We start from the raw sequence: 13,568 nt of genomic DNA, 5'->3' as shown, positions 1-13,568 counted from the left end.
GGCGGATTCGGGCTCAGTCGACCAGCACGCTCATGCCGGGGCGCGCGCCTTCAATGGGCTTGAGCGGCCGGGCGCGGACCTCGAAGGTGCGCACGTCGAAACCGGCGCCGCCGCGCGTGGCGCGCCAGGTGGCGAAGTCGGGCAGCACGCCGCTGTAGGTGACCTTGAAGCGGGCCGTGCGCCGGTCTTCGGGCAGGGCGGGCAGGCGGGCGTCGAATTCCTTGTCGAGCGCGAAGCGGGCCAGCCGGTCTTCGCGCACGTTGAGCACCACCCACTGGTCGTTCAGGTCGACCACCGTGACCACCGCCACGCCCTGCGGCGAGAGTTCGCCGACCTTGGCGAGCACCTTGGCCACTTCGCCGGCGACCGGGCTGCGCAGCTCGGTCTCGGCCTTGGCGGCTTCCACTTCGGCGACCACGCCGGCCACCTGCCGCACCTGGGCGTTGGCGGCGGCCTTGTCTTCGGTGCGGGCGCCGGTGCGCGCCATGTCGTACTGCGCCTTGGCGGCCACGGCGGCGTCGCGCGAGGCCTTCCAGTTGGCCTCGGCCTCGTCGCGTTTCTGGTCGGCCACGAGGCCGTCGCGTGCCAGGCCGTCGACGCGGCGGAACGAGGTCTGCGCGAGCTGTGCGGCGGTTTCAGCGCGCTGCCATTGCATGCGCGCCATTTCGATTTCTTGCGGACGGGCGCCGTGCTGCGCCTTGTCGGCCACGGCCTGCGCGGCCTGTTCGGCGGCGGTGGCCTGCGCCAGCTTGGCGCGCACCTCGGGGCTGTCCATGCGCACGAGCAGGGCGCCGGCCTGGATGCGCTCGCCTTCCTTCACCGCCACTTCGGCGATGCGCGCCGTGACCTTGCCGGCCACGTCGGTCTCACGCGCTTCCATCTGACCCTGGAACACCTCGGGCGCCGGCTGCGCGGCGCGCCAGAAGCCCCAGACGAGCAGCACCAGCACAAGCAGTGCGGCGGCGATGGCGATCAGTCGGCGGGTCTTGGCACTCATCATGGTCAGTTCACCTTCACGTCGGCGCGCGCGATGTAGTCGGAAAAAGTCTCGGACAGGCCCGCGCTCTCGAGCAGTTGCGCGAGCGCCTGCACGTAGTCGTTGGCGGCCTGCGCGCGTTCGGTCAGCACCTTGGCCTGGTTGGTCTCGGCGTCGATCAGGTCGAGCGTGGTGCTGGTGCCTTCGCGCAGCCCGGCGGTGCGCAGCTTGACCACCTCTTGTGCAAGCTCGACCGAGACTTTCATCTCGAGGTACTGGCGGCGTGCGTTGTCCAGCGCGCGCCAGTTGCGTTCGACCAGCAGCGAGATGTCGCTGCGCGCCTGCAGGTCGGTGCGCTCGGCCTGTTCGACCTGCTTGTGCGAAGCCGCCGAGAGCGCGTTGCGGTCGACCGAGTCGTACAACGTCCAGCGCACGCCGAGGCCGGCGACCCAGTCGGCGTTGCCGCTCTTGATCTCGCGCGTGCCGAAGGCGATGACCTGCGGGCGGCGCAAGGCTTCTTCGCCTTCGTGCAACTGCTCGGCCTGCGCCTTCTTGGCCGCGACCTTGCCCAGGCCGGGATGCCGCGTGAGCGCCGCATCGATGAAGTGGCCGAGCGGTTCGATCGGCGCGCTGATGAGAAACAGCGGCGTCTGCGGCGTGACGCTGCCCTCGGCGCGCACGGTGCGCGCCAGGGCCACGCCCGCGAGCGCGGCGTCGTTCTCCGCCTTGCGGGCGTTGCGGCGCGCCTCTTCGTAGGCGGCACTGGCCTGCAGCCGCTCGACGCGCGAGATCACGCCGGCCGCGAGCATCTTCTGCGCCGCCGCGTCGTGTTGGGCGATGGTGCGCTCGGCCTGCAGGCGCAGCGTGGCGGCGCGCTGCGCGAGCTGGGCGCCGAAGTAGCGCTGCACCAGCAGCGTGTCGACCTCGTGGCCCGCCTGTTCGGCGTCGGCTTGCGCTTCGCGTGCCTGCGCGGAGACAAAGCCGCGCACCGCGTCGGTCGCGCCGCCCAGGTAGAGCGGCCACACGGCCGACACCGAGGCGTTGGCGCCGGTATCGTGGCGGTTCAGCGTGTAGCTGTTGGGCAGCTGCGGAATCGGCACGCGCGAGATGAAGCCCTGGATCGACGGCGGCAGCGACGAGCCGATCTGGCCGAGCTTCTGGTTGAGCGGGTCGAGGTCGAGGTTCAGGTTCGCGTTGTACGCATAGGCCAGCCCCGAGATGCTGACCACAGGCCCGCCCAGGCGCTTGACGCCTTCGCTCTGCAACTCCTTGGCTTCGACGGCAATGCGTGCAGCGGCCAGCTTGTCGGAGCGCTCGACCATGCGCAGGCGCGCGGCGTCGAAGCTCAGCGCCATTGGGTCGTCGCTGCGAGCCTGCTGCTGCGCGAAGGCCGCGCCGCCCACGAGGGCAGGCAACAACAGCAGCAGGGAAGGAAGAAGGGCGAGGCGTGGGCGTGTCATCGGCATCAGGCGGTCTTGTGCAGCAGGGCGTCGAGCTCCTGCTGCAGGATCACGGGAAAGGCGGCCTGCACCGCCCCGGTGGCCAACGGCCGTGCTTTCTCGAGCAGCTGCGCGGCGCGGCCGGCATCGAGGGTGTCGCCGGAGAGCAGGCTGTCGGCCAGCGTGCGCAGCCAGCGCCGCGCCACGGTGCGCAGCGTGCGGACCATGGTTTCCTGCATGCCGATGACCGCTTCGAGCGGCAGGCCGAGCGCGGCCAGCTGTTCGGCGACCTGACCGAGTGCCGGGCTCAGCACCTGCACCTGGCCGTCGGGCAGTTCACGCATGAGGCCGGCGCGGGTGGCGCGGCCGAGCAGGGCGGGCGTCATCTGGCCTTGCCACTTGGTGGCCAGCGCCTGGGCCGACACCACCACGGGTGTTTCTTCGGCGAACAGGCTGCCCGACACCGAGCGCGCCACGGCCAGCAGGTCGGGCCAGGTGGAGGCCGGCGCGCGCGTGAAGATGCGGCGGATCGCCTCGATGCCGAAGCCCTGCTCGCGCAGTTCGCGGATCAGCGCCAGGCGTTGAATGTGGTTAGGGCCGTACAAGCCGAGCCGGCCCTGCAGCCGGGGTGGCGGCAGCAGGCCGCTCGTGGTGTACGCGCGGATGTTGCGCACCGTGACGCCCGAGCGTGCCGCCAGGGCCTCGATGGAGAGCTCCTGCGGGGCGGTGGAATCGGGGGCGGCGGTGGGTGCGTTCATGTGACAGTTTCAATGTTACATCGAAAATGTTGCATAAAGCCAGCCCGGATCGCGCGGTCCGGGCGCCGCATCCTCAGCCCGGCTTGCGCTGCGCCGGGTCGTAGAAGAACTGCTCTTCGGCGATGCGTTCGCCGTCCCAGCGCTGCCAGGCAATTTCTTCCATGCGCATGCGGCCGCCGCCCTTGAAGGCGAACTCGAAGATCCAGTGGATGGCGACGTGGTCGCCGTTCACCAGCACCGGCCGCACGCAGGTCGATGCCACCGACTCGGTGCGTGCGAGCACGGCGCTTTCCTGTGCGACCAGCGTGCTGCGCCCGCGCCGCGGCTCGGCCTGGTTCTCGCGCATGGTGGCGTCTTCGGTGTAGAAATCTTCGATGACCTGGGCATGCGCGCCGCCTTCGACGGCGGCAATGAAGGCTTCGAGCCGGGCGGCGGTCGGCATGTCAGGACTTCACTTTCACTTCGACGCGGCGTGCTTCCGAGGCCGGGCCGTCGGCCTGCGACTGCTCCGGCTTGGCGAGTTCGATCTTGTCCTCGGGTGCACCCGCCGCCTTGATGGCGTCGCGCACGGCCATGGCGCGCTGCTTGGCCAGTTCGGCGTTCTTGGCCGGATCGCCGCTGGCGTCGTGGTAGCCGCTCACCAGCACGGTGCCGCCGCTCTGCACGGCCTTGATGACATCGGACAGCGCCTCCTTGGCGTTGGGCGCGACCTCGGCGCTGGCGCTCGCAAAGTAGAACTTCACGATGCCGTTCTCGACCTTCACCGCCGCGGCTTCGGTGGCCACCACGGCCGCCGAGGCGAGGGTGGCGGCCGGCGTGGCTGCCGGTGCCGTCGCGGCGGGTGCCGTGACTGCAGGCGGCATCTCGACTTTGGCCGGCACCGCTGCCGCCGCATCGCCGGCGTGGAACTTGACCACCAGCGGCACGATGAGCAGCGCTACGATGTTGATGATCTTGATCAGCGGGTTCACCGCCGGGCCGGCCGTGTCCTTGTAGGGGTCGCCCACGGTGTCGCCGGTGACGGCGGCCTTGTGCGCCTCGGAGCCCTTGCCGCCGTGGTGGCCGTCTTCGATGTACTTCTTGGCGTTGTCCCACGCACCGCCGCCCGTGCACATCGAGATGGCGACGAAGAGGCCCGTGACGATGGTGCCCATCAGCAGGCCGCCCAGCGCCTTCGGTCCGAGCACGAGGCCGACCAGGATCGGCACCACCACCGGCAGCAGCGACGGGATCATCATTTCCTTGATGGCCGCGCCGGTCAGCATGCCCACGGCCTTGCCGTACTCGGGCTTGCCGGTGCCTTCCATGATCCCGGGGATCTCGCGGAACTGGCGACGCACTTCTTCCACCACGGCACCGGCCGCGCGGCCCACGGCTTCCATGGCCATCGCACCGAAGAGGTAGGGAATCAGCCCGCCGATGAAGAGGCCGACGATCACCATCGGGTCGCTCAGGTTGAAGCTGATGTTCAGCCCGAAGCTCTCGAGCTTGTGGGTGTAGTCGGCGAAGAGCACCAGCGAGGCGAGGCCGGCCGAGCCGATGGCGTAGCCCTTGGTCACGGCCTTGGTCGTGTTGCCGACGGCGTCGAGCGGGTCGGTCACGGCGCGCACGCTGGCGGGCAGGTCGCTCATTTCGGCGATGCCGCCGGCGTTGTCGGTGATGGGGCCGTAGGCGTCGAGCGCCACCACGATGCCGGCCATGCTCAGCATCGACGTGGCAGCCACCGCAATGCCGTACAGGCCGGCCAGCGAATACGAGGCCAGGATCGCGATGCACACGAAGATCACCGGCCAGGCCGTCGAACGCATCGACACGCCCAGGCCCGCGATGATGTTGGTGCCGTGGCCCGTGGTCGAGGCCTGTGCGATGTGCTGCACGGGCTTGTATTGCGTGCCGGTGTAGTACTCGGTGACCCACACCAGCGCGGCCGTGAGTGCCAGGCCCACGAAGCAGGCGCCGAACAGCTTCAGCTGGCTGCCGCTGGCGGCGATGGCGTTGTCGGGAATGATCCAGCTCGTGACGAACCAGAACGCGATCAGCGACAGGACGCCCGCCACTGCGAGGCCCTTGTAGAGCGCCGGCATCACGTTGACCATGCCCGGCGAGGCCTTCACGAAGAAGCAGCCGATGATCGATGCAATGATCGACACGCCGCCCAGCGCGAGCGGGTACAGCACCGCGTCCAGCGGCGCCGCCGTGACCATCAGCGCGCCCAGCACCATGGTGGCGATGAGCGTCACCGCGTAGGTCTCGAACAGGTCGGCCGCCATGCCGGCGCAGTCACCGACGTTGTCGCCCACGTTGTCGGCGATCACCGCCGGGTTGCGCGGGTCGTCTTCCGGAATGCCGGCTTCGACCTTGCCCACCAGGTCGGCACCGACGTCAGCGCCCTTGGTGAAGATGCCGCCGCCGAGCCGCGCAAAGATCGAGATCAGCGAGGAGCCGAAGGCAAAGCCGATCAGCGGATTGAGGAGGGCCGCCAGGCTGTGGTCCGCCTTCGGCGCGTTGCCGGCCAGGAACCAGTAGAAGCCCGTCACGCCCAGCAGGCCCAGGCCCACCACGAGCATGCCGGTAATGGCGCCGCCGCGAAACGCCACGTCGAGCGCCGGGCCGATGCCCTTGGTCGCGGCTTGCGCGGTGCGCACGTTGGCGCGCACCGACACGTTCATGCCGATGAAGCCGCAGGCGCCCGAGAGCACCGCGCCGACCACGAAGCCGACGGCCGTGGTCAGGTCGAGGAAGAGGGCGATGAGCACCGCGAGCACCGCGCCGACCACCGCGATGGTGGTGTATTGCTTGGCGAGGTAGGCCGAGGCGCCGGCCTGGATGGCCGCGGCGATTTCCTGCATCCGGGCGTTGCCCGGGTCCTTGGCGAGAATCCAACTTCGGGCCCAGAAACCGTAGCCTACGGCCACCAGGCCGCAGACGATGGCAAGAATCAGGGGGGTGTTGCCGCTCATGCTTAGCTTCTCCATTCGTTCGTTGTGACTTGTGGAGACGGACAGCCTGGGCCCTGCGCGCAACGCGTACGGGACCATGTTCTCCGCCGCGTTGCTTCCTCGAAGCTCACTGCACCGAAGGTGCGGAGCCGATTGGCCAACGGTTGCAATTTACAGGCAAAAACACACACGCGTGCGACCGGCCTGTGACACGGAAAGTAAACTCCGGGTTTGTCCCCATCCGTCTCATACTTTTCAACTACTCGAAAAACGTCATGTCCTTCGACAAAGTCTCCCCCGGCAAGAACGTCCCCGACGCCTTCAACGTCGTGATCGAAATCCCGATGAATGCCGACCCGATCAAGTACGAAGTCGACAAGGAATCGGGCGCGATCTTCGTGGACCGCTTCATGACGACGGCCATGTACTACCCGGCCAACTACGGCTACGTGCCGCAGACCCTGTCGGGCGACGGCGACCCGGTCGACGTGCTCGTCATTGCCCCGTACCCGCTGCTGCCGGGCGTGGTCGTGCCCTGCCGCCCCCTGGGCATCCTGATGATGGAAGACGAAGCCGGCGTCGACGGCAAGGTGCTGGCCGTGCCCACCGACAAGGTGCTGCCGATCTACAGCCACTGGAAGTCGGTCGACGACGTGAACCCGATGCGCCTGAAGGCCATCAGCCACTTCTTCGAGCACTACAAGGACCTGGAAGCCGGCAAGTGGGTCAAGGTGCTGGGCTGGGAAGGCATCGACGCTGCCAAGAAGGAAATTCTTGACGGCATTGCTGCCTACAAGAAGTAATTTCTTTCGTTTGAACGACGGCCTGGATGCTCCGGGCCGTCAGCCCTGGACCGCATCCCCGGCCAGCCGCATCCATTCGCGGTTGACGCCTCGCGCATGCGAGTTCCAGTGGCGCGCCGCCTGCTGCAGCTCGTCCCACTGGCGCTGCGCAGCGGTTGTGTCGCCTTGTTGCGCCAGCCACGCGATGTAGCGGGCGCGCGTTTCCACCGTGTTGTATGTGTTCAGCGCAGTCTCGAAGGCTTCGCGCGCTTCCGGCGTGCGGCCCTCGGCGGCGAGCGCGCGGGCGTTCAGCACGGCGACCTCGTCCTTGCGGTAGTCGTCGCGCGTGGCACGCAGGGCCTGCAGCGCCAGATGGGCCTCGCGGCCCGAGGCCGGGCTGCCTTCGGCGACCAGGGCGCTGGCCAGGCCGAACTGCAGCTCAGGGTCGGAAGCGAAGGGGCCTTTCAGCGCATCGCGGTAATGCCCGACGGCATCGGTTGCCTGACCGCGGTCGAGCGCGGCCTTGGCCAGTCGCAGCTTGTTCTGCGCTGTGGGTGCGAGGTCGTAGGCATCGGCGGCGGCGCGGTATTCGCGCTCAGGGTCGATGAAGCCGATGGCCGCGCTGGCCACCTTGCCGGCGGTGCGCTGCATGCGCGAGGCGGGCAGGTACTCGACGACGAAGTACACGATGCTGCCGAGCAGTGGAAAGCTGAAAAGAATGATGAGCCAGTAGATCTGCTTGCCGTGGCGCATGGCATGCACGGCGAAATACAGCGCGATGAGGATGTGCAGTCCCAGTCCGACGAATGGCATCGGTGCTCCCTGTGTGTTGTGTGTGGTTGTTTGAGTGCCGGGCGGGTTTATAGCAGCCCCCGGCGCTCCCACGCCGCTCAGGCCGCCTTGAACGGGCTGCGCTCGCCGAGGTGGTCCATGTAGTTCTCGATGCCGGCGCCTTCGCGTTCGAGAAAGCGCTCTACCGCGTCCGCGAACGAAGGGTGCGCGAGCCAGTGGGCGCTGGTGGTGCGCACCGGCATCAGCGCGCGGGCCATCTTGTGCTCGCCTTGCGCGCCGCCTTCGAAGCGTGCCGCCCCGTGCGCGATGCACCAGGCGATCGGCTGGTAGTAGCAGGCCTCGAAATGCAGGCAGTCGACGCGCTCCAATGCGCCCCAGTAGCGGCCGTAGGCCACCAGCGGTTGGGCCTCGTCGGTGGAGAGTGCGATCAGGCTGGTCGCGATGGGGCGTCCGTCGCGTTCCGCGACGAACAGCAGCCAGGCCTCGGGCAGCGTGTCGGCCATGCGCTGGAAGAAGTCGCGCGTGAGGTAGGGCGGGTTGCCATGCTCGCGGTAGGTGCGCTCGTAGCAGCGGTAGAGGAAATCCCAGTCGGCAGCCGAGATGTCGGTGCCGCGCGACCAGCGGAAGCTGACGCCGGCCTCGGCAACCTTGCGGCGCTCCTGGCGGATCTTCTTGCGCTTGTCGTGCGAGAGGCTCGCGAGGAAGGCGTCGAAGTCGGCATAGCCGGCTTGTGCGTCGATCGGCGAAGGGGTTGTGTTTGTCCAATGGAACTGCACCGTGTGGCGCAGCATCAGCCCGGCTTCGGTGCACGCGGCGATGTCGGCATCGGCGCCGAACAGCAGATGCAGAGACGAAAGTTCCTGTTCCTTGCAGACGGCGACCAGCCCCTGCACCAGCAGCGTGCGGCTTGGCGCGTCGCGTGCCAGCAGCCGGGCGCCGGGCACGGGCGTGAAGGGTGCCGCCACCACGGCCTTGGGGTAGTAGGCGAGGCCGTGCTGCTCGTAGGCATTGGCCCAGGCCCAGTCGAACACGTACTCGCCGTAGGAATGGTCCTTGAGGTAGAGCGCGCAGGCGGCTTCGAGCACATCGCCGCGCCACAGCGTGACGAACTGCGGCGTCCATCCGCGCTCGGGCGAGGCGCTGCCGCTGTCGTGCATCGCCGCGAGGTACTCGTGGCGCATGAAAGGCGAGGGCTCGGGCTGCGCCGCGAGCAGTGTGTTCCAGGCTTGCGGGTCGATGTCCGCCGGCGACGCCAGAACCCGAATGACATAATCGTTCAAGCCTTTTTCTTCCTTCTGTATGACGCTCAAGCTCGCCATCGCGCAACTCAATTTTGTGGTGGGCGACCTCGTCGGCAATGCGCAGAAGATCGTCGGCGCCGCACGCGAGGCCTACGTGCAGGGCGCGCGCCTTCTGCTGACACCCGAACTCTCGATCGCCGGCTATGCGGCGGAGGACCTGCTCCTCCGTCCCGCCTTCACCGAAGCCTGTGATGATGCCGTGAAAGGCATCGCCGCCGCGCTGACCGACCTCAAAGACATGGTCGTGGTGGTGGGGCATCCCAGCGGCGGCAGCCTGCGCAGCCGGTCTGTGGCGGTGCAGCTGCGCCACAACGCGGCCAGCGTGATCAAGGAAGGCCGCATCCTCGAAACCTATGCCAAGCGCGAGCTGCCCAACTACCAGGTGTTCGACGAGCGCCGCTACTTCACGCCAGGGCAGGGCACCTGCGTGTTCGAGGCGGGCGGCGTGTCGGTCGGACTGCTGATCTGCGAAGACGCCTGGTTCGACGCGCCGGCCGAGCTGGCGCGCGCCGGCGGCGCCGAGGTGCTGGCGGTGATCAACGCCTCGCCGTACCACGTGGGCAAGGAAGGCGAGCGCGTGGCGCGCATGGCCGACCGCGCACGCGCCGTGGGCCTGCCGCTGGTCTACGCGCACCTGGTGGGTGGGCAGGACGAGGTGGTGTTCGACGGCGCTTCGTTCGCGCTGCAGGCCGATGGCGCACTGGCCGCGCAGGCCGAGAGCTTTCGCGAGCGGCTGGTCTTCATGGAACTCGCGCGCGGGGTGCAGGGCGGTGTTGCCGTCGTGGCCGACCCGTCGGCCATTGCCGCGCCGCGCGACCCCGAGGCGCAGCTGTGGGACGCCCTGGTGCTCGGCGTGCGCGACTACATCGGCAAGAACGGTTTTCCGGGCGCGATCCTCGGGCTCTCGGGCGGCATCGACTCGGCGCTGGTGCTCGCGATCGCGGTCGATGCACTGGGCAAGGACAAGGTCCGCGCGGTGATGATGCCGTCGCCCTACACGGCCGACATCAGCTGGATCGATGCGCGCGACATGGCCGGCCGGCTGGGCGTGCGCTACGACGAAATTTCGATCAAAGACACCTTCGAGTCCTTCAAGGCCGCGCTGGCCGAGGAGTTCAAGGGGCGGCCCGAAGACACGGCCGAAGAAAACATCCAGGCCCGCATCCGGGGCACGCTGCTCATGGGGTTGTCGAACAAGTTCGGCGCGATCGTGCTGACCACCGGCAACAAGAGCGAGATGGCCACCGGCTACTGCACGCTCTACGGCGACATGGCGGGCGGCTTTGCAGTCATCAAGGACCTGCTCAAGACCACGGTGTTCGCGTTGGCGCGCTGGCGCAACGCCCACGACCCGTACGGCACCGGCGCGGCGCCGATTCCCGAGCGCATCATCACGCGTCCGCCGAGCGCCGAACTGCGCCCCGACCAGACCGACCAGGACAGCCTGCCGCCCTACGACGTGCTGGACGGCATCCTGGCACGCTACATGCAGGACGATGAAGGCATCGACGAGATCATTGCCGCGGGCTACGACCGCGCGGTGGTCGAGCGGGTTGCGCGGCTCATCAGGATCAACGAATACAAGCGGCGCCAGGCGCCCGTAGGCATCCGGGTCACCCACCGAAGCTTCGGCAAGGATTGGCGTTACCCTATCACCAGCAAGTTCAACGAAACCGCCGGAGCACAAAAACCATGAAGCAGATCACCGCCATCGTCAAACCCTTCAAGCTCGAGGACGTGCGCGAAGCCCTGGCCGAAGTGGGCGTCACCGGCCTCACGGTGACAGAGGTCAAGGGCTTCGGCCGCCAGAAGGGCCACACCGAGCTGTACCGCGGCGCCGAGTACGTGGTCGACTTCCTGCCCAAGATGAAGGTCGAAGTGGTCGTCAACGAGAGCGACGTGGAGCGCTGCATCGAGGCCATCGTGAGCTCGGCGCGCACGGGCAAGATCGGTGACGGCAAGATCTTCGTGACCGAGGTGGAGCGCATCGTGCGCATCCGCACCGGCGAAGAAAACGAAAACGCAGTCTAGTTAGGCTCACCCCCAGGCTGCGCGCACTTCGTGTCGCTACGCCAACCCCCTACCGGGGGCAACACCAGAGGCCCGGCAAAGCCGGTTCCTCGGTGTTCGCTGGAATGAGGCGGGGGCTCGTTCCGGTCAGAGGTTCTCTGACAGGCGGTCGTCGCGGGGGTGCAGGGGGACTTCGGCGCGCAGCGCGGTCAGCAGTTCGGGCACGTCGGTGCCGGTGCGGACCAGGTCCATCTGCCATTCGCCCATGAAGCCCTCGCGCACGCTGTGCGCCAGGAAGCCCAGTAGGCCGTCGTAATAGCCGGCGGTGTTGAGGATGCCAGTCGGCTTGTCGTGGTAGCCGAGCTGGCGCCAGGTCCAGATCTCGAACAGTTCTTCGAAGGTGCCGATGCCGCCCGCCATCGCGAGGAAGGCGTCGGCGCGCTCGCCCATCATGGCCTTGCGCTCGTGCATGGTGTCGACCACGTGCAGCTCGTCGCACAGGGGGTTGGCCAGTTCCTTGTCGACCAGGGCCTTGGGAATGATGCCGACGACGCGGCCGCCGGCCAGGCGCGTGGCCTCGGCCACGGTGCCCATCAGGCCGGTGCGGCCACCGCCGTAGACCAGCTGGCCGCCGTGCTGGCCGATCCATTGGCCTACGGCCTGGGCGGCCTGGGAAAACTCGGGGCGCTCGCCGGGACGAGAGCCGCAATACACGCAAATCGAAAATTCAGGAGTCATCTTGCGATCATGCCGCAGGCGGCAGACCCGCTCATGACACGAAGCGTTGCCACAGGGCCGCGGCCCAGATGCCGCCGCACAGCGTGAGGGACAGTAGGACGGCGGCGCTGCCCATGTCCTTCGCGCGCTTGGAGAGGTCGTGCCACTCGGGGCCGATGCGGTCGATGGCGGCTTCGACGGCGGTGTTGAGCAGCTCGACGATCATCACCAGGATGGCGCTGCCGGCGAGCAGTGCGACCTCGACCCAGCTGCGTCCGAGCCAGAAAGCGGCCGGGATCATGAGCATCGACAGGATGGCTTCCTGGCGGAACGCCGGCTCGCTCCAGCCGGCGCGCAGGCCGTGCAGCGAGATCAGGGTGGCGTGCCAGACGCGCTCGAGGCCCTTGCGGGCTTTTTGTGGGTTCACGGCGGGGTCGGGCAGGGCACTCATTGGCGGCTCATCGGCTTGGAGGTGATGAGCCGCGTACCGGCCCAGGCGTCGTGCCAGAACTGGCGGTCGGGGTGAAAGCGGGCCAACAGCGCCCAGACGGCGACCCAGCCGAAGATCAGCACGGTCGATTCGCCGCCCGACAGCTTGAACGGGGCGATGGCGGCGAGCGGCGGCAGGAACCACACCCAGCTCAGCAGGTAGCGCGCGAGCGCGCGGCCCTGGCTGACGGGCTGGCCGTGACGGTCGACGATGCGGATGTTCCAGGTCTTCATGGCCAGCGTCTGGCCCTTGGCCCAGAACCAGACGAAGTAGACGCCGAACACCACGAACAGGAAGGCCTGGAGCAGGTGCCGCCGCTCGTCCATGGCGTCGCGCATCTGGCCCAGCGTGCTGAACAGCCAGCCGGACACGAACACGACCGCGAACAGCAGCATGCCCTCATAGAGCCAGCACGCCATGCGCCGCCACAGGCCCGGCACTGCAGGAGCGTTGGGAGTGGAAGTGGAGGGCGAGGCGGACTGGCCGGGTCCCGAGGCTTCGGGAGAACTGGAAACCATCGAAACCTTCGGTCAGGGGGCGGAGGACGTGGCCGCGGGCGCCGATGCCGCAGACGGCGCCGGCACCTGGGCCTCCGCGGGCACCGGCGGCGGCGTGATGCTGCTCGGCGCCGAGGCGGGCGGCACGGCGATGACGCTGGCCGGTGTGGTTGCGCGTTCCGGTGCAGCAGGCGAATTCACCACGACGGCCGCCGGCGGCAGCACTGGCGTGGGGAGCGTGGCCGGCACGATGCGGGGCGTGTGCTGTCCGGGCGGCGTGACAGCCGGCACGGGCACGAGTTTTTGCGACGACACCGGGCGCACCGGCACGGCGGCGCCGCGCGGCTTGGGCGGTGCGCGCTCGGCGAGCTTGCGTTTTTCTTCTTCGCTCAGCGCCTGGTACTGCTCCCACTTGAGCTTGCGCTCATCGGCGGGGACCCGCTTGACCTCGGCGAAGTTCAGGCGGGCCTGGGTGCGCTGCTGGTTGCTCAGTGCCGCCCATTCGATCATGCGGCTGTGCAGCGTGACCTGGTCGTCGGCGGGCATGTTCGCGTAGTTGCGCGACAGCGCCAGCCATTTGCGCTTTTGCCCGACGTTCAGCGTGTTCCAGTGGGTGATCAGCGGCTTCAGGGCCTGCTGCTGCTCGGCGGTCAGGTCGCTCCAGAGCGGCTTGGTCGTGGCGACCGCCTTGGGGCTTGCCGCGCCGTGGACGGCTGCAGCGTGCGTGGCGGATTTGCTGGCGTCGGGCAGCGTTTGCGCGCCGGCCAGGGTCAGGCCGAAAGCGGCGGCGGCCAGCGCACCCGCCCAAACGACAACGCCCGCTTGGAGCGGGCGCAACGGAAGCAGGGCTTTCGCGCGAGAAACAGA

Annotated in this window: 14 protein-coding genes; 3 read left to right on the top strand and 11 right to left on the bottom strand. The window is 68.3% G+C overall.

The features are described from left to right. Positions 1-13 precede the first annotated feature (13 nt). The 5 genes from IG196_RS16345 to IG196_RS16325 all read right to left on the bottom strand — a co-directional run bounded on the left by IG196_RS16345 (position 14) and on the right by IG196_RS16325 (position 6,133). On the bottom strand, positions 14-1,000 hold the full coding sequence (locus tag IG196_RS16345) for an HlyD family secretion protein (protein WP_412556343.1): 987 nt from the start codon (positions 998-1,000) through the stop codon (positions 14-16). 2 nt (positions 1,001-1,002) lie between these two features. After that, positions 1,003-2,436 (bottom strand): TolC family protein, encoded by a 1,434-nt coding sequence (locus IG196_RS16340; protein WP_192191956.1) that lies wholly within the window; start codon positions 2,434-2,436, stop codon positions 1,003-1,005. A gap of 5 nt (positions 2,437-2,441) precedes the next feature. Further along, on the bottom strand, positions 2,442-3,173 hold the full coding sequence (locus IG196_RS16335) for a MerR family transcriptional regulator (RefSeq protein ID WP_192191955.1): 732 nt from the start codon (positions 3,171-3,173) through the stop codon (positions 2,442-2,444). A gap of 73 nt (positions 3,174-3,246) precedes the next feature. Next, a complete protein-coding gene (locus tag IG196_RS16330) occupies positions 3,247-3,615 on the bottom strand; it encodes a nuclear transport factor 2 family protein (RefSeq protein WP_099789874.1) in 369 nt (122 codons plus the stop codon). 1 nt (position 3,616) lies between these two features. Beyond that, positions 3,617-6,133, bottom strand: a complete 2,517-nt coding sequence (locus tag IG196_RS16325) for a sodium-translocating pyrophosphatase (RefSeq protein ID WP_192191954.1) — start codon at positions 6,131-6,133, stop codon at positions 3,617-3,619. 254 nt (positions 6,134-6,387) lie between these two features. Here IG196_RS16325 and ppa point away from each other — a divergent pair, with 254 nt between their 5' ends. Beyond that, complete coding sequence (gene ppa / locus IG196_RS16320) at positions 6,388-6,915, top strand: inorganic diphosphatase (protein WP_056518061.1); 528 nt, start codon at positions 6,388-6,390, stop codon at positions 6,913-6,915. 39 nt (positions 6,916-6,954) lie between these two features. Here ppa and IG196_RS16315 read toward each other — a convergent pair whose 3' ends face one another. Continuing rightward, positions 6,955-7,707, bottom strand: coding sequence for a hypothetical protein (locus IG196_RS16315; protein WP_101491857.1), 753 nt, complete (start codon positions 7,705-7,707; stop codon positions 6,955-6,957). 77 nt (positions 7,708-7,784) lie between these two features. Next, positions 7,785-8,966 (bottom strand): GNAT family N-acetyltransferase, encoded by a 1,182-nt coding sequence (locus IG196_RS16310; protein WP_192191953.1) that lies wholly within the window; start codon positions 8,964-8,966, stop codon positions 7,785-7,787. A 19-nt stretch (positions 8,967-8,985) separates the two neighbouring features. On the opposite strand from IG196_RS16310, the gene IG196_RS16305 reads away from it, so the two are divergent. After that, entirely contained in the window at positions 8,986-10,683 is a 1,698-nt protein-coding gene (locus tag IG196_RS16305) for an NAD+ synthase (protein ID WP_192191952.1), read from the top strand. After that, entirely contained in the window at positions 10,680-11,018 is a 339-nt protein-coding gene (locus IG196_RS16300; protein WP_056580191.1) for a P-II family nitrogen regulator, read from the top strand. The genes IG196_RS16305 and IG196_RS16300 overlap by 4 nt, the downstream gene beginning before the upstream one ends. A gap of 126 nt (positions 11,019-11,144) precedes the next feature. On the opposite strand, the gene IG196_RS16295 is transcribed toward IG196_RS16300, so the two are convergent. From IG196_RS16295 to IG196_RS16280, 4 genes are read right to left on the bottom strand one after another with little or no spacing between them, the layout of a single operon-like run. Next, the gene (locus IG196_RS16295) at positions 11,145-11,735 is read right to left on the bottom strand and encodes a TIGR00730 family Rossman fold protein (RefSeq protein WP_192191951.1); all 591 of its coding nucleotides are present in this window, start codon (positions 11,733-11,735) and stop codon (positions 11,145-11,147) included. 31 nt (positions 11,736-11,766) lie between these two features. Then, positions 11,767-12,165 carry a diacylglycerol kinase gene (locus IG196_RS16290; protein ID WP_225616678.1) on the bottom strand — a complete coding sequence of 133 codons (399 nt, stop codon included), beginning with the start codon at positions 12,163-12,165 and terminating at the stop codon, positions 11,767-11,769. Next, positions 12,162-12,722 (bottom strand): RDD family protein, encoded by a 561-nt coding sequence (locus tag IG196_RS16285; protein WP_192191950.1) that lies wholly within the window; start codon positions 12,720-12,722, stop codon positions 12,162-12,164. The genes IG196_RS16290 and IG196_RS16285 overlap by 4 nt, the downstream gene beginning before the upstream one ends. A gap of 12 nt (positions 12,723-12,734) precedes the next feature. Further along, positions 12,735-13,538, bottom strand: a complete 804-nt coding sequence (locus IG196_RS16280; protein ID WP_225616677.1) for a DUF3106 domain-containing protein — start codon at positions 13,536-13,538, stop codon at positions 12,735-12,737. Positions 13,539-13,568 lie beyond the last annotated feature (30 nt).

Source organism: Variovorax sp. 38R (genome assembly GCF_014843395.1).
Lineage (GTDB): Bacteria > Pseudomonadota > Gammaproteobacteria > Burkholderiales > Burkholderiaceae_C > Variovorax > Variovorax paradoxus_H.
Note: the sequence above shows the minus strand (reverse complement) of the source record. Positions and strands in the feature narration are given on the sequence as shown.